Source organism: Streptomyces sp. NPDC005402 (assembly GCF_040606575.1).
Lineage (GTDB): Bacteria > Actinomycetota > Actinomycetes > Streptomycetales > Streptomycetaceae > Streptomyces.
Genome location: NZ_JBEXFB010000008.1, coordinates 235823 through 260524 on the forward strand (window position 1 = coordinate 235823; position 24702 = coordinate 260524).

The window sequence follows — 24702 nt, forward strand, 5'->3', positions numbered from 1 at the left end:
GAGTGTTGCGTGACCGGGACCGAGTCGGCCGGCCGGCGGATCGACACGAGCAGGCCCCATCCGGCCCGGGTGTACGACTGGTTCCTCGGCGGGAAGGACAACTACCCCATCGACGAGGAGCTCGGACGGCAGATCACCGCGCAGGGTGACGCTCCCCGGCAGGCGCGCGCCAACCGCCGCTTCATGGAGCGGGCCACGCGAGTCGTCGTACGGGAGGCGGGAATCCGCCAGTTCCTCGACATCGGCTCCGGGATCCCCACCGAGCCCAACCTCCACCAGATCGCCCAGTCCGCCGTACCGGATGCCCGCATCGTGTACGTCGACAACGACCCGATCGTCCTGGCCCACGCGGCGGCCCTGCTGCACGGCACCCCGGAGGGGGCGACCCACTACCTCCAGGCCGACGCCCGCGATCCGCAGCGGATCCTGCAAGGGGCCTCCGCCGTACTGGACTTCGAGCAGCCCGTCGCGCTGTCGCTGGTCGCACTGCTGCACTTCATCTCCGACGATGACGGCGCCCAGGAGCTGGTGGACACACTGGTCGACGCGCTGGCACCGGGCAGTTGTCTGGTGCTGTCGGCGATGACGGCGGACTTCGATCCGGAGAAGGTGAACGCGGGCATCGCGGCCTACACGGCGAGCGGGGTGACCCTGGTGGCTCGTTCGCACGACGAAGTGAGCCGTCTCTTCAAGGGACTCGAGGTGCTGGAGCCGGGAATCGTGTCCCTGTCGCGGTGGCGTCCGGACGCGCGGGAGGACGGCGAGCCCGTGTCGCTGTACGGGGCGGTCGGCGTCAAGCGCTGAGCCCACACGGTGGCCCTCACCCCAGCAGCCATCCCCCGTCCACGCTCAACTCCACCGCGTTGACCGAGGCGTTGCGCAGCAGGAAGTCCACGGCGTCCACCACGTCCGCCATGGTCGCGAGGCGTCCGGTCGGAGTCCTGGCCCGCAGTCCCGCCAGCACCTCCTCCGGCTTGGCCCGCCAGTAGGGGCTGTCCCCCACGACTCCGGGATGGATCGCGTTGACCCGGACGGGAGCGAGTTCGACGGCCAGTGTGCGCATCAGCCCGGTCACCCCGGCGTTGACGGTCGCCACCGTCGTCGCACCCGGGTAGGGCCGCTCCTTGGCCTGGCCGCCGAACAGCACGATGGCGCTGTCGTCGCGCAGCCTGGTCCGGAGCGCGTGCACGACGGCGGTGTAGCCGACGAGCTTGAGGGTGACGAGCTGGACGGCGGCGTCGATGTCGTACGCGGTCACGCGGTTCTCGTCACGGGAGATCCCCGCGATCACCAGATGGTCGACGGTGCCCACATCGCTCAGCGCGTCCACGATCCCCTTGGGCCTCGCGAGGTCGAGTGCGAGTCCCCGGGCGCCGATCTCCTTGGCCGCGGTATCGGCGCGGTGGACGTCCCGACCTGTGATCACCACCTCGTCACCGCGCTCCGCCCGCACCCGGGCGAACTCCCGCCCGATGCCCGAGGTTCCGCCGATCACCACGACGCCGCTCATCGGGACGCCTCCCTCAGGTACTCCCAGTCCCGTGTGAACCGGTAGGAGTGGCGCACCGGTGGCTGTGGCGCCTGTGTCTCCAGCCAACGCAGCGGCCCCGCACCGGCATTGCTGAAGCCGTGCACACAACCGGCGCCCGCCCAGGCGCAGTCGCCCGGACCGAGCCGGTAGCGGGTGCCGTCGAAGACCGCGTCCGCCTCGCCTTCGAGGAACAGATAGGTCTCCTCGAAGGGGTGGTCGTGCGTGCCCGCCACGCCGTCGGGCGCGTACTGCACCATGAACATCGTCGAGGCCACCGCGCCCAGATCGCTGTCGATCATCATCTTCACGGTGATCCCGCTGTAGACGAGAAGCGCGGTGCGCATGCTCGCCGACACCGCGAGCAGGTCCTGGGACTGCTTCCCGGGATCCATCTGGGCGGGTTCGAAGTGCCCGAAGGACCGGGTGCGCGGGTCGCGAACGTCGATGCGGACGGGCGGGCGCACCGGCCACGCAGGCACGGCCTGGGTGTCGTACCCGTACCGGGCCCTCGGTACCGGCGCGAGCATGTCCGCCCAGCGGCCGACGCCGTCCCCGGTGCCACGCCAGGCGTGCGGGACGCCGGTCGGGAGGAGACCGTAGTCCCCCTCCTCCAGCAGATACGCCCCCTCGAGCACATCGAGGATCACGGTCCCGTCCAGGACGTGGAAGCTCTCCTCGTACGAGTGCACATGGGCCCCGACGCTCCCGTCGGGGCGCAGCTCGCACACCCCGAAAGCGGTGTGCGAGCTGCCGTCGGCCTCGCCGACCAACTCCCGTCGCCGGTAGCCGTGTTCGTCGTACGACGGCTTCGGGAGGTCGGTGACCCGGCGCACCAGGTGTCGTGTCACGCGCGGGCCTCCTTCGCGGCCAGCAGCCGCTCTCGGGACTCCTCGACCAGGCGCCGGGCACGCGCCACGTCGGCCGTGAGCCTGCCGTCGCGCTTGCGGACGACGCCGTCGACAATGACCCTCTCCACGTTGGACACGTCGGCACTGAGGGCCACCGCGGCGGCCGCGTCATGAACGGGGGCCACGTTCAGGGCGGTTGCGTCGATCGCGACGACATCCGCGCGCTTGCCCGGGGTGAGCGAGCCGGTACGGTCCTCCAGGCCGGCGACGTGGGCGCCGTTGCGGGTGGCGATCTCCAGCATCTGACGTGCCGTCAACATGGTCTCGGGGACCGGCACATCGGCCTGCCAGCTTTCCGCGTTGACACGGGCGCGCTCGGCGCCGAAGGCCGCGCGGATCTGGGTGAACATGTCGCCGGGCACGGTGGTGACGACGTCGATGCTCAGGGACGGGCGCAGGCCGTGCTCGATCGCCTTCATCACCGGCGGCCAGCCGTGCCCCATCTGCGTCTCCACCTGCGGCGCGATGGAGACCGTACCGCCGCTGTCGGCGACCATCCGCCACTCCTCCTCACTCAGGTAGCAGCAGTGGATGTAGGTGGTGTCGGGGCCGAGCAGTCCGAGGTCGTGCAGCTGCTTGACCATGCCGAAGCGGCCGGCGAGCCGTCCCATGGCCACGTGCACGGTGATCGGGATGCCGAGGTCGCGGGCGAGACTCCACTCGGAGGTCACGACGTCGTTGACGCAGAAGCCGGGGCCGCGGGTGGCGAGGGCGAGGGTGAGCAGGCCGTCGTCGGAGTCGGAGGAGAAGTACTCGGTGCGGATCCGGCGTACGTCGTCGCCGGGGATCGCGATCTTGCTCTCGAACCAGTAGTCGGCGAGCGAGGTGTTGGCGCTGCCGTACGCGTACTGTGCGCGGATGCCGGTCTCCGTGAGGGCCCGGATCGCCGCGTCGGGGTGCTCGGGCGTGTTGTTGATGTGGGACCAGTCGACGAGCGTGGTGATGCCGGCGTTGAGGCACTCCAGGGCGCCCGCGAGGTTGGCGGCGTAGACGTCCTCGGGGGTGTAGAGGGGTGCGAAGGTGTCGAGGATGTCGACGAAGTAGTCGTCGAGGGTGGCGTCGGGCGCCACGTTGCGGATCGAGGCCTCCCAGGTGTGGCGGTGGCTGTCGACGAAGCCGGGGATCACGATGCGGCCGGTCATGTCGAGGACTTCGGCGTCCGCGCTGATCTCGCGGTCCACGGCCGCGATCTTCCCGTCCTCGATGAGGACGTCACCCCTCGGCAGGTCCCCGACGGCGGGATCCATCGAGAGCACATGCCCGGCACGAAGGAGTATCCGATGGGTCATCGCGCTTCCTCCTCAGGGGTGTTCAGTACGCGGCCAGGCTCCTGACGGCCGCCACGACCTTGTCGACGGTGGGAATGACCTGTTCCTCCAGGGCGTCCGCGAACGGCAGCGGCACGCACTCCCCCGCCACCCTCCGCACCGGCGCGTCCAGCAGCCCGAACCCCTCGTCGGCCACGACGGAGACGACCGTGGCGCCCCAGCCGCCCTGGTACGGGTTCTCCTCGACGGTCACCAGCCGGGAGGTCCGGCCGAGCGAGGCGAGGACGGTGGCCATGTCGAGCGGCACGAGGGAGCGCAGGTCGACGACTTCGACGCCGATGCCCTCCTGGGCGAGCCGCTCCGCGGCCGTGAGCGCGACCGGCACCATCGAGGCGAGCGCGACCAGCGTCACGTCGGCGCCCTCTCGGACGACGGCGGCGTGCCCCAGCTCGACCACATGGTCCGGCGGCGGGGGTGGCCCCTTGGTCGCCAGCAGCCCCTTGTGCTCGAAGAACACGACCGGGTCGTCGCTGCGGATCGCCGCCGCCATCATCCCGACGACGTCGGCGGGAGTGGACGGTGCCGCGATCTTCAGCCCGGGGACGGTCAGCGCCCAGTTCTCGGTGGCCTGCGAGTGCTGGGCGCCGAACCCGAGCCCGCCACCGTTGGCGGTGCGCACGACGAGGGGCACGGTCACCTGACCGCCCGTCATGTAACGCACCTTGGGTATCTCGTTGGCGAGGTAGTCCCAGCAACAGGCCAGAAAGTCCGAGAACATGATCTCCGCGACGGGCCGCATCCCGGTCATCGCGGCGCCCATCGCCGCGCCCACGATGGCCTGTTCGGAGATCGGCGTGTCCCACACCCGCTCGGGCCCGAACTCCTTGTGCAGCCCGACGGTCGTCTTGAACACCCCGCCCGCTTCACCGATGTCCTCCCCCAGACAGACCACGGACGGATCGCGCCGCATCTCCCGCGCGATGCCCTCGGCGACCGCGTCCCGGTACGTGATCACGTCCGCCATGCCGCACCTCCGTCCGCCCATACGTCGGTCAGCGCCTCGCGGGGATCGGGCGGCGGCGCGTTCTTCGCGGCCTCGATCGCCTGCCGTACGACGGTCCGTGCGCGCTCGTCGGCCTCGGTGACCGTCTCCTCGGGGACCCCGGCCTCGACGAGCCGCCCGCGTGCGATGTCCAACGGGTCGTGCTTGAGCCAGCGTTCGACCTCCTCGGCCGGGCGGTAGGTCGCCGGGTCGGCCCTGCTGTGCCCGAAGTGGCGGTAGGTCTCGGCCTCCAGCACAGCGGGCCCGTCTCCGGCCCGGGCCCGCCGCGCCAGCCGTGCCACCGTCTCCCGGACGGAGACGACGTCGTTGCCGTCGACGACCTCGCCGGGGATGCCGTACGCGGGCGCCCGGTCGGCGGCGGGCCGGGGCACCGCGGTGACGTCGGCGATCGGCGTGTACTCCATGTACAGGTTGTTCTCGCAGACGAACAGCACGGGCAGTTTCCAGACGGCGGCCAGGTTCAACGCCTCGTGGAAGGCGCCGATGTTGGTGGCGCCGTCCCCGAAGAAGGCCACCGCGAGCTGCCCGGTGCCACGCAGCTTCGCCGACCAGGCGGCGCCGACCGCCATCGGGAGGTGGGCGCCGACGATGGCGTAGGAGCCGAGCATGTGGGTGGCGGCCTTGGTCAGGTGCATGGAGCCACCCTTGGCCCCGCACAGCCCCGTTGCCCTGCTCATGAGTTCGGCGAGGCACTCCTCGGGGGTGGCACCCCGGGCCATCGCGTGGTGGTGGCCGCGGTAGGTGGCGAAAACGTAGTCGTCCTCGCGAAGGGCGGCGCTCGCGCCGACGGCGATCGCCTCGTGACCGGCGGCGAGGTGAGTGGTGCCCTTGACGAGTCCCTGGAGGAAGAGGTCGTGGGCGGCCTTCTCCGTACGGCGGATGACGGCCATCTGCTCGTAGAGGGCGAGGAGTTCACCGGTGTCCATCGCCGGTCCCCTGGTGTCCGTCCCCGGTCCTGGTGTTCAGATGGGACTGTGCCTCGCGAGCGGTGTTGAGTTCGCCGCCCACCGTCCAGTACTTGCGGCCCGCCACCAGGAGTTCCTCGGCCGGGAACTTGGTGATGACCTCGCAGCCGTCGGCGGTGACGACCAGTTCCTCCTCGATCCGGGCGGCGGACCAGCCGTCGGCGGCCGGCCAGTAGGTCTCCAGGGCGAACACCATGCCCTCTTCGAGGACTTCGGGGTGGTCGAGGGAGACCAGACGGCTGAAGATGGGCTTCTCCCAGATGGACAGGCCCACGCCGTGCCCGTACTGGAGGGCGAAGGCGGCGGTCTCGTCGGCGAAGCCGAACTCCTCGGCGCGCGGCCATACTTGGACGATGTCGGCGGTCGTGGCACCCGGCCGCACCAGGGCGATCGCCTGGTCCATGTACGCGCGGCACCGGACATAGGCGTCCCGTTGCGCGCGGGAGGCACTGCCGACGGCGAAGGTGCGGTAGTAGCAGGTGCGGTAGCCGAGGTGGCTGTGCAGGATGTCGAAGAAGGCGGGGTCGCCGGGGCGGATCAGACGGTCGCTGTAGACGTGCGGGTGAGGTGAACAGCGCTCCCCCGAGATGGCGTTGACGCCTTCGACGTATTCGCTGCCGAGGTCGTAGAGCACCTTGTTGACGAGTCCGACGCATTCGTTCTCGCGGACTCCCGGGCGGAGGTGGGCGTAGAGCTCCTCGTAGGCCGCGTCGACCATCGCGCAGGCCTGGGCGAGCAGGGATATCTCGTCGCCGGTCTTGATGCGACGGGCCTCCAGGAAGACCTGCTGGCCGTCCACGACGTCGATGCCCTCGGCGCGCAGGGCGGCGAGGACGGGCATCTCGGCCACATCGACACCGAGCGGTTCGCCCGCGAGGCCGTGGGCGCGGAGTTCGGCGGCGATCTTCGCGGCGACGTCCTCGGCGATCCCGGCGTCCGGGTGGAAGGCCCCCCGCAGGGTCGAGATGCCGGCCCGGGCTCCGGTGGGCGGTCCGCCCTTGCCGTCGCTGTGGTCGAGCCACGGGTTGTAGAGCTGGTGGTGGCGGGCCGCGGAGCCGAAGTCCCACACGATCGGTTCGCCGCCGCGGACCAGCAGGGCGAAGCGGATCAGCTTGTCCATGGCCCAGGTGCCGATGTGCGTGGCGGTCATGTAGCGGATGTTGGCGAAGTCGAAACTGAGCACGGCGCCCAGTTCGGATCGGTTCAGTGTGTCGTGGAGCCGGGCCAGGCGCTGTCGGCGCAGCCGGTCCAGGTCTACGCGCTCTTCCCAGTCGACGGCATTGGGGCCGTATGTGCGGATCGCCATCGCGACCACCCCCACCATCGAGTCAACGACCGTCCACGAGGAGTGTCAAGCGTCACTGAACACTTTGGCTTGCCACGAACCAGACACCCACGGCCGGTTCGGCACCGTCGTTGCGGTAGCGGTGGGGGGTCGCGGACTCGAAGCAGACGGCGTCGCCGGGGCGCAGGACCTGCTCGTCGAAGCCGAGGGTGAGGACCAGTTCACCCGAGGTCAGGTAGCCGTACTCGGTGCCGGCGTGCCGCATCAGGCCGCCGGAACCGGAGGAGGAGCCGCCGGGCCGGTACGTGACGAGCAGGAAGTCCACGTCCGTGCTGGGGACGTGCCCGAGCCGCTCCCACACCACGCCGGAGTCCAGTTCCAGTACCTCCCGCTCACCAGGGGTGACCAGGGGGCCGATGCGTCGGCCGGGGTCGGCCGAGAAGGCCGCGAGCGCGTGTACGACGGTGACCTCACTCGTGGCTGCGGCGGTCTCCCGCCCCTCGAAGAGGGATTCCACGGAGATGCCGAGAGCCGTGGTGATCGCGTACAGCGTGCTCACCGACGGCTGACTCTTTCCGGTCTCTATCTGGGACACCAGACTCGCGGAGACACCGACCTCACGGGCCAGGGCGCGCAGCCCCAGTCCACGCTCCAGACGCGCCTGCCTGATGCGTGCGCCGACGGACGGCACGGGGGCAGGGGACACGGGCGGGCTCCTCTCCTTGTGCAGCCCCATTGAACAACCCGACCCGGCACCCGGGAAAGACCGCCCATCTGGGGGAGGGACGAAGTCCCGGGTCGGCCGGGGGACGGAGCCCCGGGGGGGCGAAGTCCCGGGTCGGTCGGGGGTGACGATCTCCCGGGTCGGCCGGGAGCGACTAACTCGTGGTCGTCCGGGGAGCGACCAACTCCGGATCGGCCGGGCAGCGACCCATCCCTGGTCTCCCGGGACGAGCGCGCATCGTCGGGAGCAGAAAGCCCGCGCCGCCGAAAAGAACTCCCACGCCACCGGCGAAGGCCCCGCACACACCCCCAGACAGCCACCCGCACCCGAGGGCGAGCTCCCCCTGACCCGGCGAAGAGCACGCACACACCACCCCGGGCGAGCCCAGCCGCACCCCGGCAAGGACCCCCGCCTCACCCGGGAAAGAGCGCCCGCACCTCCCACCCGTACTCCGCCCGCGGCCCCGCGTGCAGTTCACCGCCGAGTGCCGTCACCCGCTCCTTCAAGCCCACCAACCCGAAACCGCCCCCGTGAGCCGCCGGAGGCAACTGGCTGCCGCCGCGCCCGTCGTCGCAGACGGACACGTCCAAGCGGGCCTGCTCGTACCGCAGTCCGACGGTGACGTGGGTGGCGTCGCCCGCGTGGCGCCGTACGTTGGTCAGGGCCTCCTGCACCACCCGGAAGGCGGCCGCCTGGACCTCGTGCGGGAGGTCGTCGGACACCTCGGCTTCGCGGTGCAGGGTGGCCTTCTGGATAGGGCTCGCGAAACCCTCGACGAGACCGGCGATGCCCGCGAGGTCCCCCACCGGTCGGCGGTCGGCCGCGTCCTCGGTGTCGCGCAGCACACCGACCGTGCGACGCATCGACGCCAGCGCCTGGGTCGCGGCCCGTTCTATACCGGCGAGGACCGGGTCGAGTTCGTCGGCGCCGGTGTCCGCCATCATGCGCGCCACCTGGGTCTGCACCAGGATGCCGGTGACATGGTGGGCGACGAAGTCGTGCAGGTCGGCCGCGATGGCCAGGCGCTCCGACCGCCGGGTCTCGCTCACGGCGACGGTCCGCCGGTAGTCCTGGGAGCGCAGATACGCGGCGAACGCCACCGTGAGGCCGATCAGGACGAACCCGATCAGCATGTACGCCAGCATGACGTCGTTGTGGCCGAGGTACGGCCGGACCGGCAGCGCGAGAACTGCGGCACCGTCGAGTGAGGCGCATGCCACCACCGAGGTGCGCGGGCAGTGTCGTACCGCGACGAAGAGCAGGCACAGCAGGATCGCCAGCTCACCCGGTCCGAACAGGGCACCGGAGCGCAGCACCGAGTCGACCGTGCACAGGAGGGATGCCACGGCCGGCACCACCGCGCGCAGTTGGGGGGTGAGCCAGGGCGGGCGTCGATCAGCCGGCCACAGTACGGCGGCGGTACCGAGCAGCAGCACGGCCGCCTGTGCCCAGCCGACACCCTTCTCGGTACCCGAGGCGAGGAGGTCGACGACGGCCGCTGCGACGAGGGCACCTATCCCTGCGGCCCATACGCAGCCCCGGGCGGAAACGGACTTCATGCCACTCACCGTATGCGCGGCCGCCGCACACGGTATCGGCCGAACGGTCGAAGCCCCGCCGTGCCGGACCCGGAGATCGTGGCCGTTCGGCCGAGGCGGGCGCCCGGCCCCACGGGCGAGGGTGGAGCCACTTCCGAGGAGACACCTTTTCCCCTCTTCCCCGGAGCCCCCTCCTCCCCCAGTCCTCAGGAGTACGCGATGCAGAGCAAGTACCTCGTCGGCACCGTCGGCGCGGTGGCCGGCGCGGCCGTCGTCTTCGGACTCGGCGGCCACTTCCTGGCCGGCACCGAGTCCACCACCTCGCTGGACACCCGGAGCACGGCGTCCGTCGGCGGCCACAAGGCGCTCGCCGCGTACGTCGTCGAGGGCCGCACCCAGAGCAAATACCACCCGTTGCCGTGGGTCGGTGTGAAGGTCACCGACGTCTCCTGCCCGAGCGGGCTCAAGGCCGTCGCCGGCGCCACCCTCACCTGTACGGGCAAGAAGAGCGGCGGCGGCACCGTGGACATACCCGTCACCGTGGTCAAGGCCTCGGCCAAGTCCGTCACCTGGAAGTTCGACCGCTAGCAGAGGACCGGCTCACGTGATGAACACCGTCCTGGCCGGTTACGGCCTCGTCAAGAAGTACGGCTCCACCACCGCACTCGCCGGGGTGGACGTCGAGGTCCGCGAGCGTGACTCGCTGGCGATCATGGGCCCGTCCGGCTCCGGAAAGTCCACGCTGCTGCACACCCTCGCGGGAATCGTCCGCCCGGACGGCGGCGAGGTGCTGCTGCACAACGAGCGCATCGACCGGCTCGGCGAGAACAGACTGAGCGCCCTGCGCCGCAAGCGGTTCGGGTTCGTCTTCCAGTCCGGTCAGCTGCTCCCGGAGCTGCCCGCCGAGGAGAACGTGGCGCTGCCGCTGATGCTGGAGGGCATGCCCCGTAAGCAGGCGGTCGAGCGGGCCCGCCGCTGGTTCGCGCCGCTGGGCCTCGACGGCCTCGCGCACCGCAGGCCCGGCCAGCTCTCGGGCGGTCAGGCCCAGCGAGTGGCGATCGCCCGGGCGTTGGCCGTCGAACCGGACGTGGTCTTCGCGGACGAGCCGACCGGCGCCCTGGACCAGGCCACCAGCACGGAGGTCATCCGGCTGCTGACGTCGGTCACGCGGGAACAGGGCGCCGCCCTGGTGATGGTCACCCACGACGCCGAGGTCGCGGCCCACTGCGACCGCGTCCTTCAGGTTCGCGACGGCCGGATCAGCGGCCACAGCCAGTACACGGTCGCCTGAGCGGCAGGAGATGTCATGCGTTCCCCCGTCCTGCCCCTGACCTGGCACATCGTCCGGTCCTCCGGCCGCCGCGGACTGCAGAGCCGACTGCTCGCGGCCGGTGCGGCCGCCGTCGGCACGTTCGTTCTGCTGGTGATGGTCGCCGCCGCCCTCGGCTCCGACGCCCGTGCCGACCGCACCGCCTGGCGCACTCCCGAGCCCGCGAAGCACGGCACGGCGATCCAGGCGCTCGCGACGACGTACGTGCGCCACGAGCCCGTCACCGCCGTCTCTCTCGCCCAGCTCCCCGGGCGACCTGAGACCCCCGCCCCGCCCGGCCTGACCTCCTTCCCGGAGCAGGGAGAGGTGTACGTCTCCCCCGCCCTGGCCTCACTGCTGCACGAACTGCCCGCGAACCAGCTTGCCGACCGCTTCCCGAAGGCCTCGTACGGCAGGATCGGCGCCGCCGGTCTGGCCTCGCCGGACGAGTTGGTGGCCGTCGTCGGACGCGCCCCGGCCGATCCCGCGGTGTCCAAGCAGGCCGAAGGGTCCACGGTGTACGACCTCGATCAGGCCGCGCGTGCCGAGATCACCGGATTCTCGGGCACTCACACGAGCCTGTTCACCGCCTACGACCAGCAGACGGCGTTGGTGGGTGTGGCACTGCTCGTGATGCCCGTGGTGGTGCTCGCGGCGGCCTCCGGGCGACTGGGCGCGGCCCGGCGCGAGCAGCAACTGGCCGCGCTGCGACTGGCCGGGGCGACTCCGCGGCAGATCATCGGCATGACCGCGCTGGAAACCACGGCACTCGGCGCGGCCGGCGCCCTGACCGGTGCGGCGCTGTACGTGGGGCTGCTGCCCCTGCTCGCGGAGATCCCGTACGGCATCGGCGGCTGGTACGTGAGTCAGCTGTGGGTGGGGCTGCCGTGGCTGGCGGCCGTCGTGGTGGCGGTCACCGGGCTCATCACGGTGAGCGCGGTGTCGATGCTGCGTCAGGTCGCGACCTCGCCGCTGGGCGTGGCCCAGCAGGCCAACCCTCGGCGGACCCGGATCATCCGGCTCGTGCTGTTCGTCGCGGTCCTGCTCCACCTCTGGAGTTCCACCGGCGGCGGACAGCTGTCGACCCGGCAGGTGCTCGGTCTGCTGCTGCTGTTCTACGGGGCGTTCTGGCTGTTCGGACCGTGGGTGGTGGACCGGCTCGGCCGCCTGGTCAGCCGCTTCGCGCGAGGCCCGGCGACCCTGCTGGCGGGCCGTCGTCTGAGTGACGACCCCCGCGGCGCCTGGCGCACGGTCAGCGGTCTGGTGCTGGCCGGGTTCGCGGCAGGGTTCTTCGCCGTGAGCATGGTCGGTATGGACGGCTCGGCCTACCGGGACCAGGTCGCGGTGGCTGGTGCGCAACCCTCCGAGGTCCGCACACTCCTGCGTGACGCCGGTGTCACCGCCACCGTCGACGCGGTGGGCGAGGACGACTGGGACGGGCTGCTGAACGGCACGCCGGGGGTGATCGCCCACATATCCGGCGGCGGCCAGGCCCGTCTCGACGCCGCCGTCACCGCGCTGACGCCTGCGAACCCGGCACAACCGCCCTTCTCCCAGGACTACGCGACGGCGGGCGACCGCACCGGCATAGGTCGCTTCGCCGAGGTCAGCACGGCGACACTGGCCCTGAGCTTCCTCGTCGCCACGACCTCCGCCGGCCTCACCGCCGCCGCGGGCGTCCTGGACCGGCGCCGGATCTACGGCCTTCTCCGCCTCGCCGGCACCCCCCTGAAGGTGCTGGACCGGGCCCGCGTCCGCGAGACGGTCATCCCCCTGGTCGCCCTGGCCGGCGGCACCACCGCCACCGGCGTCTACGTCTCCTACCGCCTCAACGAGGCCTTCGGCGCCTCGATCAACGCGAAGGGCGCACTGGAGCTGGCCGCGTGCGTGGCCGTGGGCGCGCTGGCGATGTTCGCGGCGATCGGCGGCAGCAGGCCGTTGCTGAGGAGGGTCACGGAGGACGCGGCGCGGAGCACGGACTGAGGTCTCGGCCGGGAGTGGCTTCCTGGATCGCCGGACCATGGGTCGGCTCCTGCCGGAGGGGCGAACCGGCCGTCGGGTCCCGGCCCGTCGTGGACCCGCTGGAGTCCACGCACCGAAACGGGGACGGTGCGGCGCACCGGCTGGGCCAGGACCCAGCCCGCCCTCGGACCGGCACCGGGCCCGGCCGTCACCCTCCGGCCGGGCCCGGTGTCACGACCACAAGCCGCCCTGACCACACCCGCCGAAGCGACCACCACGCACCCCCGCCCACCCATCAAACCGGCCACCGCGTATCCCGCCCACACCCACCAGACGACCACCGCGCATCCCCACCCACACCCCCAGACGGCCACCACGCATCCCCGACCGCCCCCATCGAAACAACCACCGCACCCTTGCCCACACCCGCCGAAGCAACCACCGCGTCCCCTCGCCCACACCCGCCGAAGCAACCACCCCGCACCTTTGCTCAACCCGCCGAAGCCACCACCCCGCACCCCCGCCCCGCCCCCGTCCACAGCCGCACCGCACCCACCCCTCCCTGAGGCATGATCGACCCATGACGAGCCCCACCCCGCCGGCCGCGCCCATCCGTGTGCTGATCGCCGACGACCAGGACATGGTCCGTACCGGCTTCCGCTTCTTCCTGGACGCGCAGCCCGACATCACCGTGGTCGCCGAGGCCGCCGACGGGGAGACGGCGGTGCGGCTGGCCCGGGAGGTGCGGCCCGATGTGTGTCTGCTGGACATCCGGATGCCGAAGCTGGACGGACTGGAGGCGACCCGGCAGCTGGCGGGACCCGACGTTTCCGATCCCATGCGGGTGGTCGTGGTCACCACCTTCGACCTCGACGAGTACGTCTACGGCGCGCTGCGCGGCGGTGCCTGCGGCTTCCTGTTGAAGGACTCCGGGCCCACGCTCCTCGCCGAGGCGGTCCGTGCCGCCGCGGCCGGTGACTCGCTGGTCTCCCCGTCGGTCACCGTGCGCCTGCTCCGGCACGTCACGGCGGTCCCGGCGCCCGAGCCGGTCGTCGCCGCCCGCCCCGCGCCGGCCACCGAGCCTCTGACCGACCGTGAGCTCGACGTGGTCCGCCTGGTCGCCCTCGGCCGTACGAACGCGGAGATCGCCGCCGAACTGTACGTCTCCCTCTCCACGGTCAAGACCCACCTCTCCAGCGTCCAGCTCAAACTGGCCGCACGGAACCGCGTGGAGATCGCCGCCTGGGCCTGGCAGCACGGCCATGCGCGGCCGGAGAGCTGAGTCACCCCTTCTTCTTCGCCCCCAGCAGCTCTTCCAGCCGGTCGAACCGCTCGTGCAGGGCGTGCAGCGTCTCGGCACCCACGCGGTGGACACGTCTCTGCTCCCGCGCCACGAACCAGGTGGCGAGCGCCGCCGTGACCATGCCGTACGTCGTGATCCCGACGACCATGACCACCATGCCGACGACCCGGCCCCACCAGGTCACGGGGTAGAAGTCGCCGTATCCGACGGTCGTCGCCGTTTCCACCGACCACCACAGGGCCTTCGGATACGACCGCAGGTTGGCGTCCCGCGCCCCCTCCTCGGCGACGACGACCGCCCAGGAACCGGTGAGCATCACCAGGAGGAGCACGAGGGTCGCCCCGCCCGCCGCCCTCAGATGAAGCGAGCGCCCCTCCCGGCCGAGCATCAACTCGACCACCCTGCTGAGGAATCCGGGCAGCATGCTCACTCCTCGAAGTCCGCGGGCGGGGCGGGCGTACCGGGTCAGTGTCACCGCCGGCCGGGCGCCCGGCACCTCGGACAGGGCGTTCGAGTCCCCGTTTCCGGGACAAGCTGATCATCGGACGGCACAATGGCGGCAACGGCCGCAGGCGCGAGAAGGAGCACAGTCGTGAGCGAGAGCCACACCCCGTCGGGTGCGTCGGCGAGGCTGAACACAGGTGTGGCGCACAACGCGCGCGTGTGGAACTACTGGATCGGCGGCAAGGACAACTACGAGGTCGACCAGCGGGTCGGCGACCACGTCGCCGGGATGTTCCCGATCATCCGGGAGATCGCCCGCGCGGACCGCTGGTTCCTGGGCCGCTCGGTGCGCTTTCTCGCCGAGGAACAGGGAATCCGGCAGTTCCTCGATGTCGGCACCGGACTGCCGACGGTGGACAACACCCACGAGATCGCCCAGCGCATCGCGCCCGACGCGCGGATCGTCTATGTCGACAACGACCCGATCGTCCTCGTCCACGCCCGTACGCTGCTGACCAGCACCCACGAGGGTGTCACCGACTACATCGACGCCGACGTCCACGACCCGGCCGCCATCCTGGAACGGGCCTCGCGGACCCTGGACTTCAGCAAGCCGGTCGCGGTGATGATGCTCGGCATCCTCAACTTCGTCCTCGACACCGACGAGGCGCGCAGGATCGCGCGCGAGATCATGGCCTCGATGCCCGCCGGCAGCCATCTGGCCCTGACGCACCCCACCTTCGACGCCGCCCTCGGCGGCGAGGGCCAGATCCCGGCCATGAAGTTCTGGAACGAGAACGCCACTCCGCCGATCACGGCCCGCAGCGGCGACGACATCGCCACGTTCTTCGAGGGACTCGACCTCCTCGAACCGGGCCTGGTCTCCTGCTCGCAGTGGCGTGCCGAGTCCGACTCCCCGGCCGTGGTACCGCAGTTCGGCGCGGTGGCCGTGAAACCCTGACGCGGGATCTGATCGGCCGAGCCCGTCGTGGAGGACGTATGACCACCCTTGCCGACCCCGTCCCCGGGGGCCGTCCCGGGGACGTGGACCGGGCCACCGCACTGAGTGAGGAGCTGTCCGCGAAGGGCGTGCACGGTGTGGTCCTGGCCTATGTCGACACCGCGGGAATCTGCCGGGTCAAGACGATCCCGACGGCGAAGCTGGCCTCCGCCGCGGCCTGGGGCGTGGGCATGTCGCCGGTGTTCGACACCTTCCTGGCGAACGACTCCATCGTCACCACGGAGACCCTGGGCTCCCCCGACGGCGATCTGCGCCTGTACCCCGACCTCGACCGGCTCGTGGCCCTGGCCGCGCAGCCCGGCTGGGCGTGGGCACCGGTCGACCGGATCGCACAGGAGGGCGAGCGCCATCCGGGCTGCTCCCGCACGGTCCTCAGGCGGATCGTCACCGAGGCCGCCGAACGGCACGGGATCACCTTCAAGGCGGGCATCGAGATCGAGTGGGCGGTGGGCCGGGGTCCGGCGGCGGACGGTGACTTCGTGCCCGCCGTGTCGGGGCCGGCGTACGGCGCCACCCGGCAGGTGGAGCTGAGCGACTACGCGGCCGAGCTGCTGGCGGCCTGCGCCGAGCAGGGCATCGAGGTCGAGCAGCTCCATCCCGAGTACGCGGCCGGGCAGTTCGAGATCTCGACGGGTGCCCTGGACCCGGTGGCGGCGGCCGACGTCAGCGTCCTCGTACGGCACACGATCCGCGCGGTGGCCCAGCGGCACGGGCTGGTCGTCTCCTTCTCCCCGGCGGTCTTCGCGGAGGGCGTCGGCAACGGCGGACATCTCCACCTCTCCGCCTGGCGCGAGGGCGTGAACCTGCACTCCGGCGGCAAGGGCCGGTACGGCATGACACGCGAGGCCGAGTGGTTCCTCGCCGGTGTCCTTGCCCATCTGCACGCGCTCACGGCCCTGACCGCGCCGAGCCCGGCCAGCTACCTGCGCCTCAAACCCTCCCAGTGGGCCGGCGTGTTCACCGTCTGGGGCCGTGAGACCCGGGAGGCGGCCGTCCGGATCGTCACCGGCACGGCGGGGCTGACGGACCGGGCCGCGAACCTGGAGCTGAAGCCGGTGGACCTGGCCGCGAACCCGTATCTCGCCCTCACCGGTCTGATCGCCGCCGGACTCGACGGGCTGACCTCGGCCATGCCCCTGCCCAGGGAGATCACCGGCGATCCGGCCCTGCTCCCCGCCGACCGGGCCACCGCCATGGGCGTACGCCGGCTGCCGACCTCCCTCTCCCAGGCGGTCCGGGCCTTCCGCGCCGACGAACAGCTGCGGGCCGCGCTGGGGCCGGTCCTCGCCGACGCCGTGGTCGCCGTGCGCTTCGGGGAGAGCGATTCCGTGGCCGACCTGGACGACGAGCAGATCGCGGCCGCGTACCGGTGGAAGTACTGAGCATGAGCGGACGCGTCCATGAGGCACTCGCCGCCGCCCGGCTGGTGGACCACCACTGCCACGGGGTCGTCACCGAGGAACTCGACCGGACGGGCTTCGAGTCGCTGCTCACCGAGGGCAGCGCCTGGCCCGGGATCTCCCCGTTCGACAGCCCCGTCGGTGTGGCGGTCCGCCGGCACTGCGCGCCCCTGCTGGATCTCCCCCGCCACGCGCCGCCCGAGGCCTACCTGGCCCGTCGTGCCGAGCTCGGCCCGCACGAGGTCAACCGCCGCTTCCTGAGGGCCGCCGGCACGGACGTGTTCTGCGTGGACACCGGGTACGCGCCGGACCGCATCACCTCGCCCGGGGAGCTCGCCCAGATCGCGGGCGGGACGGCCTATGAGGTCGTACGGCTGGAGAGCGTCGCGGAGGCGGTGGCGGCCCGGGGCGTTGCGGCGCACGCGTACGCCGACGTGTTCCGGGCGGCCGCCCTGGAGGCCGTGAGGCGGCCGGGTGTGGTGGCGGTGAAATCGGTCGCCGCCTACCGCACCGGCTTCGACCTGGACCCGGCGCGCCCCTCGGACGCGGAGGTCACCCGTGCCGCCGCCGGCTGGCTCGCCCGCGGTGGCCGACTGACCGATCCCGTTCTCGTACGGCATCTGCTGTGGACCGCCGTGGACCTGGGGCTGCCGCTCCAGCTGCACACCGGGTTCGGCGACAGCGACATCCGGATGCACCGCGTGGATCCCACCCACCTCACGGACTGGCTGCACCTGACCGCGGGCAGCATCCCGGTCCTGCTGCTGCACTGCTGGCCGTACCAGCGGCAGGCCGCCTATCTGGCCGCGGTGTTCGAGCAGGTCTACCTGGACGTGGGCCTGACCCTGCACCACGTCGGCCCCGCGCGGTCCCGGGCGATCCTGGCGGAGGCGCTGGAGATCACGCCGTTCCGCAAGCTGCTGTACAGCTCCGACGCGTACGGAGTGGCCGAATTCCATCTGCTCGGCGCGCTGTCCTTCCGGCAGGGCCTGGCCGCGCTGCTCCAGGAGCGGGTGGACGCCGACGAACTGAGCCTGCCGGACGCCTTGCGCATCGCGGCCTGGACGAGCGCGGACAACGCCCGCCGTCTCTACGGACTTCCCGCCCCGGCCCCGTCCCACCAGGCGAGCGCGACTGAGCGCCCGCCGTCCCCGGAAAGTATGATCTAGCAATGTCTGACTTGACCGATACCACGCCCGGCTGGCTGAGCGCCGACGATCTCGAGCAGGCGCGCGCCCGGATGCCCATCCTGTACGTCGAGGCCGTGCCCGTGCGCGTCGACGACAACGGCGAAGTCACCAGCGTCGGCCTGCTGCTGCGCATAGGACCCGACGGAACGGTCAGCCGGACTCTGGTCTCCGGCCGCGTTCTGCACCACGAGCGGGTCCGGGACGCCCTGTTGCGCCACCTGGAAAAGGACCTGGGACCTGTGGCGCTGCCCAGGATCCCGTCCTCGCTCCAGCCGTTCACGGTGGCGGAGTACTTCCCCACTCAGGGGGTCACGCCGTTCCACGACCCGCGCCAGCACGCGGTGTCCCTCGCCTACGTCGTCCCGGTGACCGGCGACTGCCGGCCCCGGCAGGACGCCCTGGACCTGGTGTGGTTCAGCCCGCAGGAGGCCCTGTCACCGGCGGTGGAGAGCGAGATGCCCGGCGGTCACGGCGTGCTGCTCAAGCAGGCGCTGGCCCATGTGGGCTGCGCGATCTGAGGCCTGTGGTCAGTCGGTCTCCTTGCGCTGGACCGAGCCGGGCGCGCCGCCGTCCCGCGTCCACTCGACGACGAGTTCGTCCTTGGTGCCGAAGCGGACCAGGTGGCTGCCGACGACGCCCTCCAGGAGATCGAGGTGCTCGGACTCCGTCTCCAGCGTCAGCAGCAGCGCGCCCTCGGTGGCGGTGAGGGAGCCCTTGCCTCCGTTCTGGAAGAGCAGGCTGCCCTCACCGCTCTCCTCGTCCCACGTGGTCCGGCTGCGGCGGCCGAGATGTGAGGCGAGCTGCTTGGCGTAGCGGTGCGGTCGGTCGGTGGCGACGCGGGCTTCGGAGCGGGGCATGGGAACTCCCAGGAGTGCGGTGGCGCGGTACGGACCCGATGCTGCCGCAACACCGGCCGCCCCACGCCCATTCCGCAGCCCTCGCACACCGCAACGTAGGCGTGCGCCCTAGGCGCGGGTCTGGCTCGTCATGGAGAACTCGTCGGCCTCCGCCAGGTCGAAGTCGCCGTGGTCGCTGCCCAGGCCCTGCGCCACCAGTGCCGCCGCGGCACTGCCCAGGATCGCCGCCTCGCGTGGCGTACGGCTCAGGCTCATTCCCCGCAGGAAGCCCGCCGAGAAGGCGTCGCCGCAGCCGGTGGTGTCGACGACCTCGACCGCGAAGGCGGGGACCGTCTCCGTGCCCTCGGCGGTGACCAGGAGGGCGCCGTCGCCACCGCGGGTGACCGCGACCAGGCCCACCCCGCCGGCCAGGAACTTCTTCGCGCCGGTCACCACGTCCAGTTCCTCGCTGAAGCCGAGGACCTGGTCCTCGTTGGGGAGCAGGAAGTCGACGTACGGGAGCAGCGGTTCGATCTGGTCGAAGGTGCCGAGCTCGCCCGGGGCCAGCAGATCCACCGAGGTGACCACGCCGTGCTCCTTGGCGTGCGCCAGGATGCGGGCGGCGACGTCGGCGCCGATCAGCTCGGGGCCGCCGAGGTGCAGGTGGCTCGCCTCGGCCACCGCGTCCCAGGGCACGTCGTCGAGGCCGTAGGTGATGTTGGCGCCGAGCAGGTGGAGGGTGGGGCGGTCGCCGTTGGGGCGGATGGGCAGGACCGTCGCGGAGGTGGCGGTGTCGATACGGCGGACGAGCAGCCCGGTGTCGATCCCCGCCTTGTCGAGGAGCTGTGTGAGCAGGTCGCCCGTCGGGTCGGTGCCGATCGCCCCGGCGGTGCGCACCGAGGCGCCCAGCTTGGCGAGGGTGAGGGCGGTGCCTGCGGCCGTACCGGCGGCGGTCATGCGGATGTCCTCGACCAGGGTCGCGCCCTGGCCCTCGGGTATCTCCTCGACCGGCCGGACCAGGACGTCCAGGACGTGCACGCCCATGGTGACGACGTTCATCTGTTCCCCTCCTGTGCGGATTGCGTGGTGCCGTAGTTGCGGGCGAGGGCGGCCTCGATCACCGCGATCTGCTGCTGTTCGTCGAGGGCGCGGGGCTGCCCCAGGGCGGCCGCCCGCTGGTAGACACCGCAGGCCCACTCCAGGAGCAGCGCGTGCTCGACCGCCTTGTCGAGGGTCGGGGCGTGGGTGACGGCCCCGTGGTTGGCCATCAGGGCGGCGCCCCGGCCCTCCAGCGCGGTGAGGACCGACTCGGCGAGGTCCGGGGTGCCGAAGGTGGCGTAGGGCGCGACCCGGACGGTGCCGCCGAGGGCCAGCAACTGGTAGTGAATGCAGGGCAGTTCGTCGAGGACGAGGGAGAGGGCGGTGGCCATCGGGGCGTGGGTGTGCACGACCGCGCAGGTGCCGTAACGGCGGTAGACGCCGAGGTGGAGATCCAGTTCCGAGGTCGGCAGCAGGCCGCCGGTCACGATCTCTCCGTCGAGGTCGACGACGGTCACCTGGTCCGGGGTGAGCTCGGCCAGGATCGCGCCGGTCGCGGTGATCGCCACGCGGTCCTCGACGCGTACGCTGACGTTGCCCGCCGTACCGATGAGCAGTCCCTCGGCCCCCAGACGGCGGCAGGCGTCCGCCACGGCGGCCCGCTCCTCGCTCAGCACCGGGCTTGAGTCGGTCATGCGCGCGACGCTAACCTAAACCTGAAACAAAGTCACGTTCACATTCGGAGGTTGTCACGTGAGGTTGTCGCGTGAGTGAGCGGAGGTCGTCCCGTGGCTGAGTCCGCCCCGGACGCCGACCCGGCCGCCTGGATCGCCTCCCTGCGCCGCACTCCCCAACAGGCCCGCAGCCGGGCCCGGTTGGCCAGGGTGCTCGAAGCCGCGGAGCGCATCCTGGTCGAGGAGGGCGTCGAGTCGCTCACCACGACCCGGATCGCCTCCGAGGCACGGGTGTCGGTCGGCTCGCTCTACCAGTACCTGCCCGACCGCGGGGCGATCATCGAGGCGCTCGCGGCCGGCTACTTCGCGAAGCTGGAAGCGGCGATGGACGCGCTCGTCGAGGCCGCGGCCGCCGAGCACTGGGAGGACCCGGTCGGTGTCCTCATCGACGCGTACGCCGAGATCTACCGCACCGAACACGGCTTCCGCGCCCTGTGGTTCGGCAGCGGACTGACCGAGCGGACCCGGGCCGCGGACCGCGAGCACAAGCACCGGATGGCCGACGGGATCCGCCGCATCCTGCTCGCCCTGCGTCTGGCCGAGGACGACGAGACCCTCGCCCGCGTCTGCCACGCCGCGATCCTCGCCGCCGACGCCCTCGCCCAGGAGGCCTTCCGCCGGGACACGAAGGGCGACACCGCGCTGCTGGAGGAGGCGAAGATCCTGCTGCGGGGTTATCTGACGGACATCGCGGCGCGGTACAGAGCGTCCTGACGCCGTCGGACAACGGGGGTCTCACGCGGCTCGGGGGACGGCGGCTGTCTGCCGTCACTCAAGCAAGCGGTGCGTCGGCCGACGGCTCTGTCGGCGGGGACGCCGTGAGGGCGGAGTTGACGGTCCGCTTCGCGAGCCCCGGTCCGAGCACCCGCGCGGCGACGGTCATCGCGATCGCGGGTCCGTCCCAGGCCGGTGAGTGCATCACGGCTGTCGCCGCGAGCCGCCGTGGGCGTCTGGGCATCCGCCTTGCCGGACCTGGTGGCGCCGGCGTACGAGGTCCTCGCGGACGGCTGATCGGACGTCCACGTATCGTTCAGCCGTGACCGACATCGAGCCCTTGCGGCTGCCCGACATGCCGTTGCACGACCCGTTCGTCGTCGCCGACGAGAATACGCGGACGTACTACCTCTACACGTCGAACGAGTCGTCCGTCTCGGGTGTCGAGGGCGTCGGGACGATGGTCTACCGCAGCCGGGATCTGCGGGACTGGTCGCGGCCCGTCGTGGTGTTCCGGACGGCCGAGCAGGAGGGGATCTGGGCGCGGGACGGCGGCTGGGCGCCGGAGGTGCACGCGTGGGGCGGCAGGTACTACCTGTTCACCACCCTGCACGACGAGGGCCGGGTGCTGCCGGTGCCGCCCGCCGGGCGCTGGGGTACGCCCTTCCAGCTGCCGACCCACGCGCGCGGCACGGTCACCGCCGTGTCCGACTCCCTGCTGGGCCCCTTCACCGTCGTCGACCCGTCCGGGCCCACTCCGCCCGCGCATCTGATGACCCTCGACGGCACGCTTTACGTCGATCCGGCCGGGCAGCCCTGGATGGTGTACGCGCACGAGTGGCTGCAGACCGTCGACGGGACGATGGAAGCCGTCCGGCTGGCTCCCGATCTGTCCGGGACGGTCGGCGAACCCGTGTTCCTGTTCAAGGGCTCGGACGCGTTCTGGCTCGGCGAGCAGATCCCCGCGGGCGTACCGCACCAGCTCGCGCCCTACGTCACCGACGGCCCACAGCTCCACCGCACCCCGGACGGCGCCCTCCTCATGCTGTGGTCGACCTACGAGAAGAACAGGGCCGCAGCGGACGGCACCCTGAGTGGCGGGTACGTGCAGACCTACGCGGTCTCCCAGTCCGGTGACCTGACCGGCCCTTGGGAGCAGCGCCGGCCGCTGGTCCGGGACGACAGCGGGCACGGGATGCTGTTCCGGGCCTTCGACGGCCGGCTGATGATGATCCTTCACCGTCCCTTCGAGAACGCGCGCGGCAAGCTGTACGAGATGCGGATCGAGGGTGACGAGCTGCGGGTGCTGCGGCAGTGCACCGACCTGGACGGCGACGAGGTCAACGCCTGAGTCCGGCGTTCTGCGCGGCGGTGATCACCCGGTCCCGTTCGGCGGTGCTCAACAGCCCTTCGGAGACCCAGGTGCCGGCAAGAACGCGTACCGCCTGCACGAAATCTCCCGAGGACGCGAAGGGCGCCCGCTGCCAGAGCACGTCGAGGAAGGTCAGAGCGTCGCCGCGGGCCCTGTTCGGGACGCCCGAGTCGGCTCGGCCGAAGACGATGAGCGGTTCGGCGCGCTTGAAGTAGGCGTGGTAGCGGGTGTCGTCCGCGAGGTGGAAGGGGGCGAGGGTGAGGCCGTGCGTGGTGAAGTGCAGCGGGCGGCCCTCGGGGCGGATCGCGTCGGCGAGGTCCCCGCGGAGTGTCAGGTCCTTGTAGAAGGAGAACGCGCGGAAGGACGTGGCCGGGCTCTGGGCGACCAGCAGGACCGGGCCGTAGAAGAGTGACTGGACCGTCGGATCGTCCGACGCCCGCTCGATGCGCAGGCGGTAGGGGGTGGACAGGCCGACCCGGTCTCCGGTCCGCCAGTCCCTGTTCAGGGTGAGGTAGCTGCCCGGCACGGCCGTGACCCGCTGCCGTACGCCGTTGACCGTGACCGTGACGCCTGCGGTGGCCCAGGAGGGGATGCGGAGTTTCAGGTCCAGGCTGCCGCCGCCCTCGCGGAAGGTCAGGGTGCGCACGCCGTCGTTCGGATAGGCACTCGTCTGCTCGACGACGAGCCCACGTTCCGGCCAGCGCAGGGTGGAGGCGAGGTACAGGTTGACGTACAGGGCGGTGCCGTCGGCGGAGCGGAAGTAGATCGAGTCCTGGTACTTGGTGTGGTTCTCCATGCCGGTGCCGCCGCAGCAGGTGCCGGTGTTGTCGTACTCGCGCACCACACCCGGGCCCATGCCCACGAAGTAGGTGACCTCCGGGCTGGTGTTGCTGGGGGTGTCCCTCCGCGAGGCGAGGATGTGGTTGGTCAGGCCCCGCTCGTAGTAGTCCGTGTATGTGGGGTCGGGGTCGTGGAAGAACAACTGCCTGCTCAGCTTGAGCATGTTGTACGTCGCGCAGGTCTCGGCGTTGTTGTCGCCCAGGGTGGCCGCGACGGCGCCCCTGGCCCGGAACATCTCGCCCTGCCCCGTACCGCCCAGGCTGTAGGTGCGGGGGCCGACGACCATGCCCCAGAAGTTGCGGGCCGCGTCGGCGTAGCGGGACTCCCCCGTGTGGTCGAACAATCTGAGGTAGCCGGTGAATTGGGGAATGTGCTGGTTGGCGTGGCGCCCGTCGAGAAGGTCCCGGTCCTGCGAACAGGCGTCGAGGAGCGCGGTGTTGTCGAAGCAGCGCGCTGCTGCCAGGTGTTCCTGTCGTCCGGTGAGGGCGTACAGATCGGCCAGCACCTCGTTCATGCCGCCGTACTCGCCTGCGATGTAGATCGACCACATCCGCTCCAACTGGGCCTTCGGCAACCGGCTCAGGCGGCTGTGCACCCAGTCGCCCATCGCCGAGGCGATCATGAGCGCCTGCTGGTTGCCGCCCAGCGTGTGCGCGTCGAGCAGGCCGCGCATGATCTTGTGGCAGGTGTAGTACGGCGCCCAGATGGTGGGGTACGTCGTGTAGCTCTCCAGCAGGATGAACTGCGTCTCCGGGTACGCCGCCAGATAGCCCGGGTGACTCGGTCTCGGCGAGCCGTGCTCCGCGAAGGCCTGCTGACATTCGCCGAGCGCGGTGACCAGGTGGTCGAGCTTGGTCTTGAGGGCTGCCTCCCGGGTACCGGCGTACGCCTGGGCGATCAGCGACAGGAAGTGGCCGCCGTAGTGGCCGCGCAGGTTGCCGTCGGTGGTCTCCCATCCGCCGGGCGGCCGGGCGCCCCGGGTGTCGAGGCCGGCGTTGGCGCGGAAGACGGCGAGGATGCGGTCGGCGGGGTAGGAGCGGGCGTAGTCGAGCATGAGGTCGCGCTTGCGGCGGAACACACCCTCGCCGAGGGCGACTTGATCGAAGGGGAAGGGGTGTACCGCCCAGTCCGGTACCGCCGCGGCGGCGGCGTGGGACGGGGTGACCATCTGCGACGCGAGGGGCACCGCGGCCGCCGTGGCGGCGGCCATGCCTAACACACGTCTACGGGTGGGGGGTTGGAACATGCTCATCCTCC

General features: G+C 71.3%; 25 protein-coding genes. 11 read left to right on the top strand and 14 right to left on the bottom strand.

Features of this window, described 5'->3' with window-relative positions; genetic code table 11:
• The first annotated feature begins 9 nt into the window (after positions 1 to 9).
• Positions 10 to 804 carry an SAM-dependent methyltransferase gene (locus ABZT02_RS18165; RefSeq protein WP_356018889.1) on the top strand — a complete coding sequence of 265 codons (795 nt, stop codon included), beginning with the start codon at positions 10 to 12 and terminating at the stop codon, positions 802 to 804.
• Between the two features lie 16 nt (positions 805 to 820).
• On the opposite strand, the gene ABZT02_RS18170 is transcribed toward ABZT02_RS18165, so the two are convergent.
• From ABZT02_RS18170 to ABZT02_RS18205, 8 genes are all read right to left on the bottom strand, one after another.
• Positions 821 to 1510, bottom strand: a complete 690-nt coding sequence (locus tag ABZT02_RS18170) for an SDR family oxidoreductase (protein WP_356018890.1) — start codon at positions 1508 to 1510, stop codon at positions 821 to 823.
• The gene (locus tag ABZT02_RS18175; RefSeq protein ID WP_356018892.1) at positions 1507 to 2379 is read right to left on the bottom strand and encodes a cupin domain-containing protein; all 873 of its coding nucleotides are present in this window, start codon (positions 2377 to 2379) and stop codon (positions 1507 to 1509) included. The genes ABZT02_RS18170 and ABZT02_RS18175 overlap by 4 nt, the downstream gene beginning before the upstream one ends.
• Positions 2376 to 3728 (bottom strand): amidohydrolase family protein, encoded by a 1353-nt coding sequence (locus ABZT02_RS18180; protein ID WP_356018893.1) that lies wholly within the window; start codon positions 3726 to 3728, stop codon positions 2376 to 2378. Before ABZT02_RS18180 ends, ABZT02_RS18175 begins: the two co-directional genes overlap by 4 nt.
• A gap of 22 nt (positions 3729 to 3750) precedes the next feature.
• Entirely contained in the window at positions 3751 to 4731 is a 981-nt protein-coding gene (locus tag ABZT02_RS18185; protein ID WP_356018894.1) for an alpha-ketoacid dehydrogenase subunit beta, read from the bottom strand.
• Positions 4719 to 5696, bottom strand: coding sequence for a thiamine pyrophosphate-dependent dehydrogenase E1 component subunit alpha (locus ABZT02_RS18190; RefSeq protein ID WP_356018895.1), 978 nt, complete (start codon positions 5694 to 5696; stop codon positions 4719 to 4721). Before ABZT02_RS18190 ends, ABZT02_RS18185 begins: the two co-directional genes overlap by 13 nt.
• Positions 5683 to 7041: a M24 family metallopeptidase gene (locus ABZT02_RS18195; RefSeq protein WP_356018896.1), complete on the bottom strand. Its 1359-nt coding sequence runs from the start codon at positions 7039 to 7041 to the stop codon at positions 5683 to 5685. The genes ABZT02_RS18190 and ABZT02_RS18195 overlap by 14 nt, the downstream gene beginning before the upstream one ends.
• 52 nt (positions 7042 to 7093) lie before the next feature.
• Complete coding sequence (locus ABZT02_RS18200) at positions 7094 to 7726, bottom strand: XRE family transcriptional regulator (RefSeq protein WP_356018897.1); 633 nt, start codon at positions 7724 to 7726, stop codon at positions 7094 to 7096.
• A 431-nt stretch (positions 7727 to 8157) separates the two neighbouring features.
• Positions 8158 to 9303: a histidine kinase gene (locus ABZT02_RS18205; RefSeq protein WP_356018898.1), complete on the bottom strand. Its 1146-nt coding sequence runs from the start codon at positions 9301 to 9303 to the stop codon at positions 8158 to 8160.
• A 198-nt stretch (positions 9304 to 9501) separates the two neighbouring features.
• Here ABZT02_RS18205 and ABZT02_RS18210 point away from each other — a divergent pair, with 198 nt between their 5' ends.
• The 4 genes from ABZT02_RS18210 (at position 9502) to ABZT02_RS18225 (ending at position 13835) form a co-directional block, all read left to right on the top strand.
• Positions 9502 to 9870, top strand: coding sequence for a DUF4333 domain-containing protein (locus ABZT02_RS18210; protein WP_356018899.1), 369 nt, complete (start codon positions 9502 to 9504; stop codon positions 9868 to 9870).
• A gap of 19 nt (positions 9871 to 9889) precedes the next feature.
• On the top strand, positions 9890 to 10573 hold the full coding sequence (locus ABZT02_RS18215) for an ABC transporter ATP-binding protein (RefSeq protein WP_356019016.1): 684 nt from the start codon (positions 9890 to 9892) through the stop codon (positions 10571 to 10573).
• 15 nt (positions 10574 to 10588) lie between these two features.
• Positions 10589 to 12574 (top strand): FtsX-like permease family protein, encoded by a 1986-nt coding sequence (locus ABZT02_RS18220; protein ID WP_356018900.1) that lies wholly within the window; start codon positions 10589 to 10591, stop codon positions 12572 to 12574.
• Between the two features lie 559 nt (positions 12575 to 13133).
• Positions 13134 to 13835: a response regulator transcription factor gene (locus ABZT02_RS18225; RefSeq protein WP_356018901.1), complete on the top strand. Its 702-nt coding sequence runs from the start codon at positions 13134 to 13136 to the stop codon at positions 13833 to 13835.
• A gap of 1 nt (position 13836) precedes the next feature.
• Here ABZT02_RS18225 and ABZT02_RS18230 read toward each other — a convergent pair whose 3' ends face one another.
• On the bottom strand, positions 13837 to 14325 hold the full coding sequence (locus tag ABZT02_RS18230; RefSeq protein ID WP_356019018.1) for a potassium channel family protein: 489 nt from the start codon (positions 14323 to 14325) through the stop codon (positions 13837 to 13839).
• A gap of 123 nt (positions 14326 to 14448) precedes the next feature.
• Here ABZT02_RS18230 and ABZT02_RS18235 point away from each other — a divergent pair, with 123 nt between their 5' ends.
• From ABZT02_RS18235 to ABZT02_RS18250, 4 genes are read left to right on the top strand one after another with little or no spacing between them, the layout of a single operon-like run.
• The gene (locus ABZT02_RS18235) at positions 14449 to 15261 is read left to right on the top strand and encodes an SAM-dependent methyltransferase (protein ID WP_356018902.1); all 813 of its coding nucleotides are present in this window, start codon (positions 14449 to 14451) and stop codon (positions 15259 to 15261) included.
• 38 nt (positions 15262 to 15299) lie between these two features.
• Complete coding sequence (locus ABZT02_RS18240) at positions 15300 to 16703, top strand: glutamine synthetase family protein (protein ID WP_356018903.1); 1404 nt, start codon at positions 15300 to 15302, stop codon at positions 16701 to 16703.
• Between the two features lie 2 nt (positions 16704 to 16705).
• Positions 16706 to 17890 carry an amidohydrolase family protein gene (locus tag ABZT02_RS18245; protein WP_356018905.1) on the top strand — a complete coding sequence of 395 codons (1185 nt, stop codon included), beginning with the start codon at positions 16706 to 16708 and terminating at the stop codon, positions 17888 to 17890.
• Between the two features lie 11 nt (positions 17891 to 17901).
• A complete protein-coding gene (locus ABZT02_RS18250; RefSeq protein ID WP_280863728.1) occupies positions 17902 to 18429 on the top strand; it encodes an NUDIX hydrolase family protein in 528 nt (175 codons plus the stop codon).
• Between the two features lie 9 nt (positions 18430 to 18438).
• On the opposite strand, the gene ABZT02_RS18255 is transcribed toward ABZT02_RS18250, so the two are convergent.
• The 3 genes from ABZT02_RS18255 to ABZT02_RS18265 form a co-directional block, all read right to left on the bottom strand.
• Positions 18439 to 18768 carry a DUF2218 domain-containing protein gene (locus ABZT02_RS18255; protein WP_356018906.1) on the bottom strand — a complete coding sequence of 110 codons (330 nt, stop codon included), beginning with the start codon at positions 18766 to 18768 and terminating at the stop codon, positions 18439 to 18441.
• A gap of 108 nt (positions 18769 to 18876) precedes the next feature.
• Positions 18877 to 19806: a carbohydrate kinase family protein gene (locus ABZT02_RS18260; protein WP_356018907.1), complete on the bottom strand. Its 930-nt coding sequence runs from the start codon at positions 19804 to 19806 to the stop codon at positions 18877 to 18879.
• Positions 19803 to 20480, bottom strand: a complete 678-nt coding sequence (locus tag ABZT02_RS18265; RefSeq protein WP_356018909.1) for a class II aldolase/adducin family protein — start codon at positions 20478 to 20480, stop codon at positions 19803 to 19805. Before ABZT02_RS18265 ends, ABZT02_RS18260 begins: the two co-directional genes overlap by 4 nt.
• 93 nt (positions 20481 to 20573) lie before the next feature.
• Here ABZT02_RS18265 and ABZT02_RS18270 point away from each other — a divergent pair, with 93 nt between their 5' ends.
• Complete coding sequence (locus ABZT02_RS18270; protein WP_356018910.1) at positions 20574 to 21233, top strand: TetR/AcrR family transcriptional regulator; 660 nt, start codon at positions 20574 to 20576, stop codon at positions 21231 to 21233.
• 58 nt (positions 21234 to 21291) lie between these two features.
• Here the strand turns inward: ABZT02_RS18270 and ABZT02_RS18275 are convergent, their stop codons facing one another.
• Positions 21292 to 21477 (bottom strand): hypothetical protein, encoded by a 186-nt coding sequence (locus ABZT02_RS18275; RefSeq protein WP_356018911.1) that lies wholly within the window; start codon positions 21475 to 21477, stop codon positions 21292 to 21294.
• 111 nt (positions 21478 to 21588) lie between these two features.
• On the opposite strand from ABZT02_RS18275, the gene ABZT02_RS18280 reads away from it, so the two are divergent.
• Complete coding sequence (locus ABZT02_RS18280; RefSeq protein WP_356019019.1) at positions 21589 to 22584, top strand: glycoside hydrolase family 43 protein; 996 nt, start codon at positions 21589 to 21591, stop codon at positions 22582 to 22584.
• Here the strand turns inward: ABZT02_RS18280 and ABZT02_RS18285 are convergent.
• Positions 22574 to 24691: a beta-L-arabinofuranosidase domain-containing protein gene (locus ABZT02_RS18285; protein WP_356019020.1), complete on the bottom strand. Its 2118-nt coding sequence runs from the start codon at positions 24689 to 24691 to the stop codon at positions 22574 to 22576. The genes ABZT02_RS18280 and ABZT02_RS18285 overlap by 11 nt on opposite strands.
• Positions 24692 to 24702 lie beyond the last annotated feature (11 nt).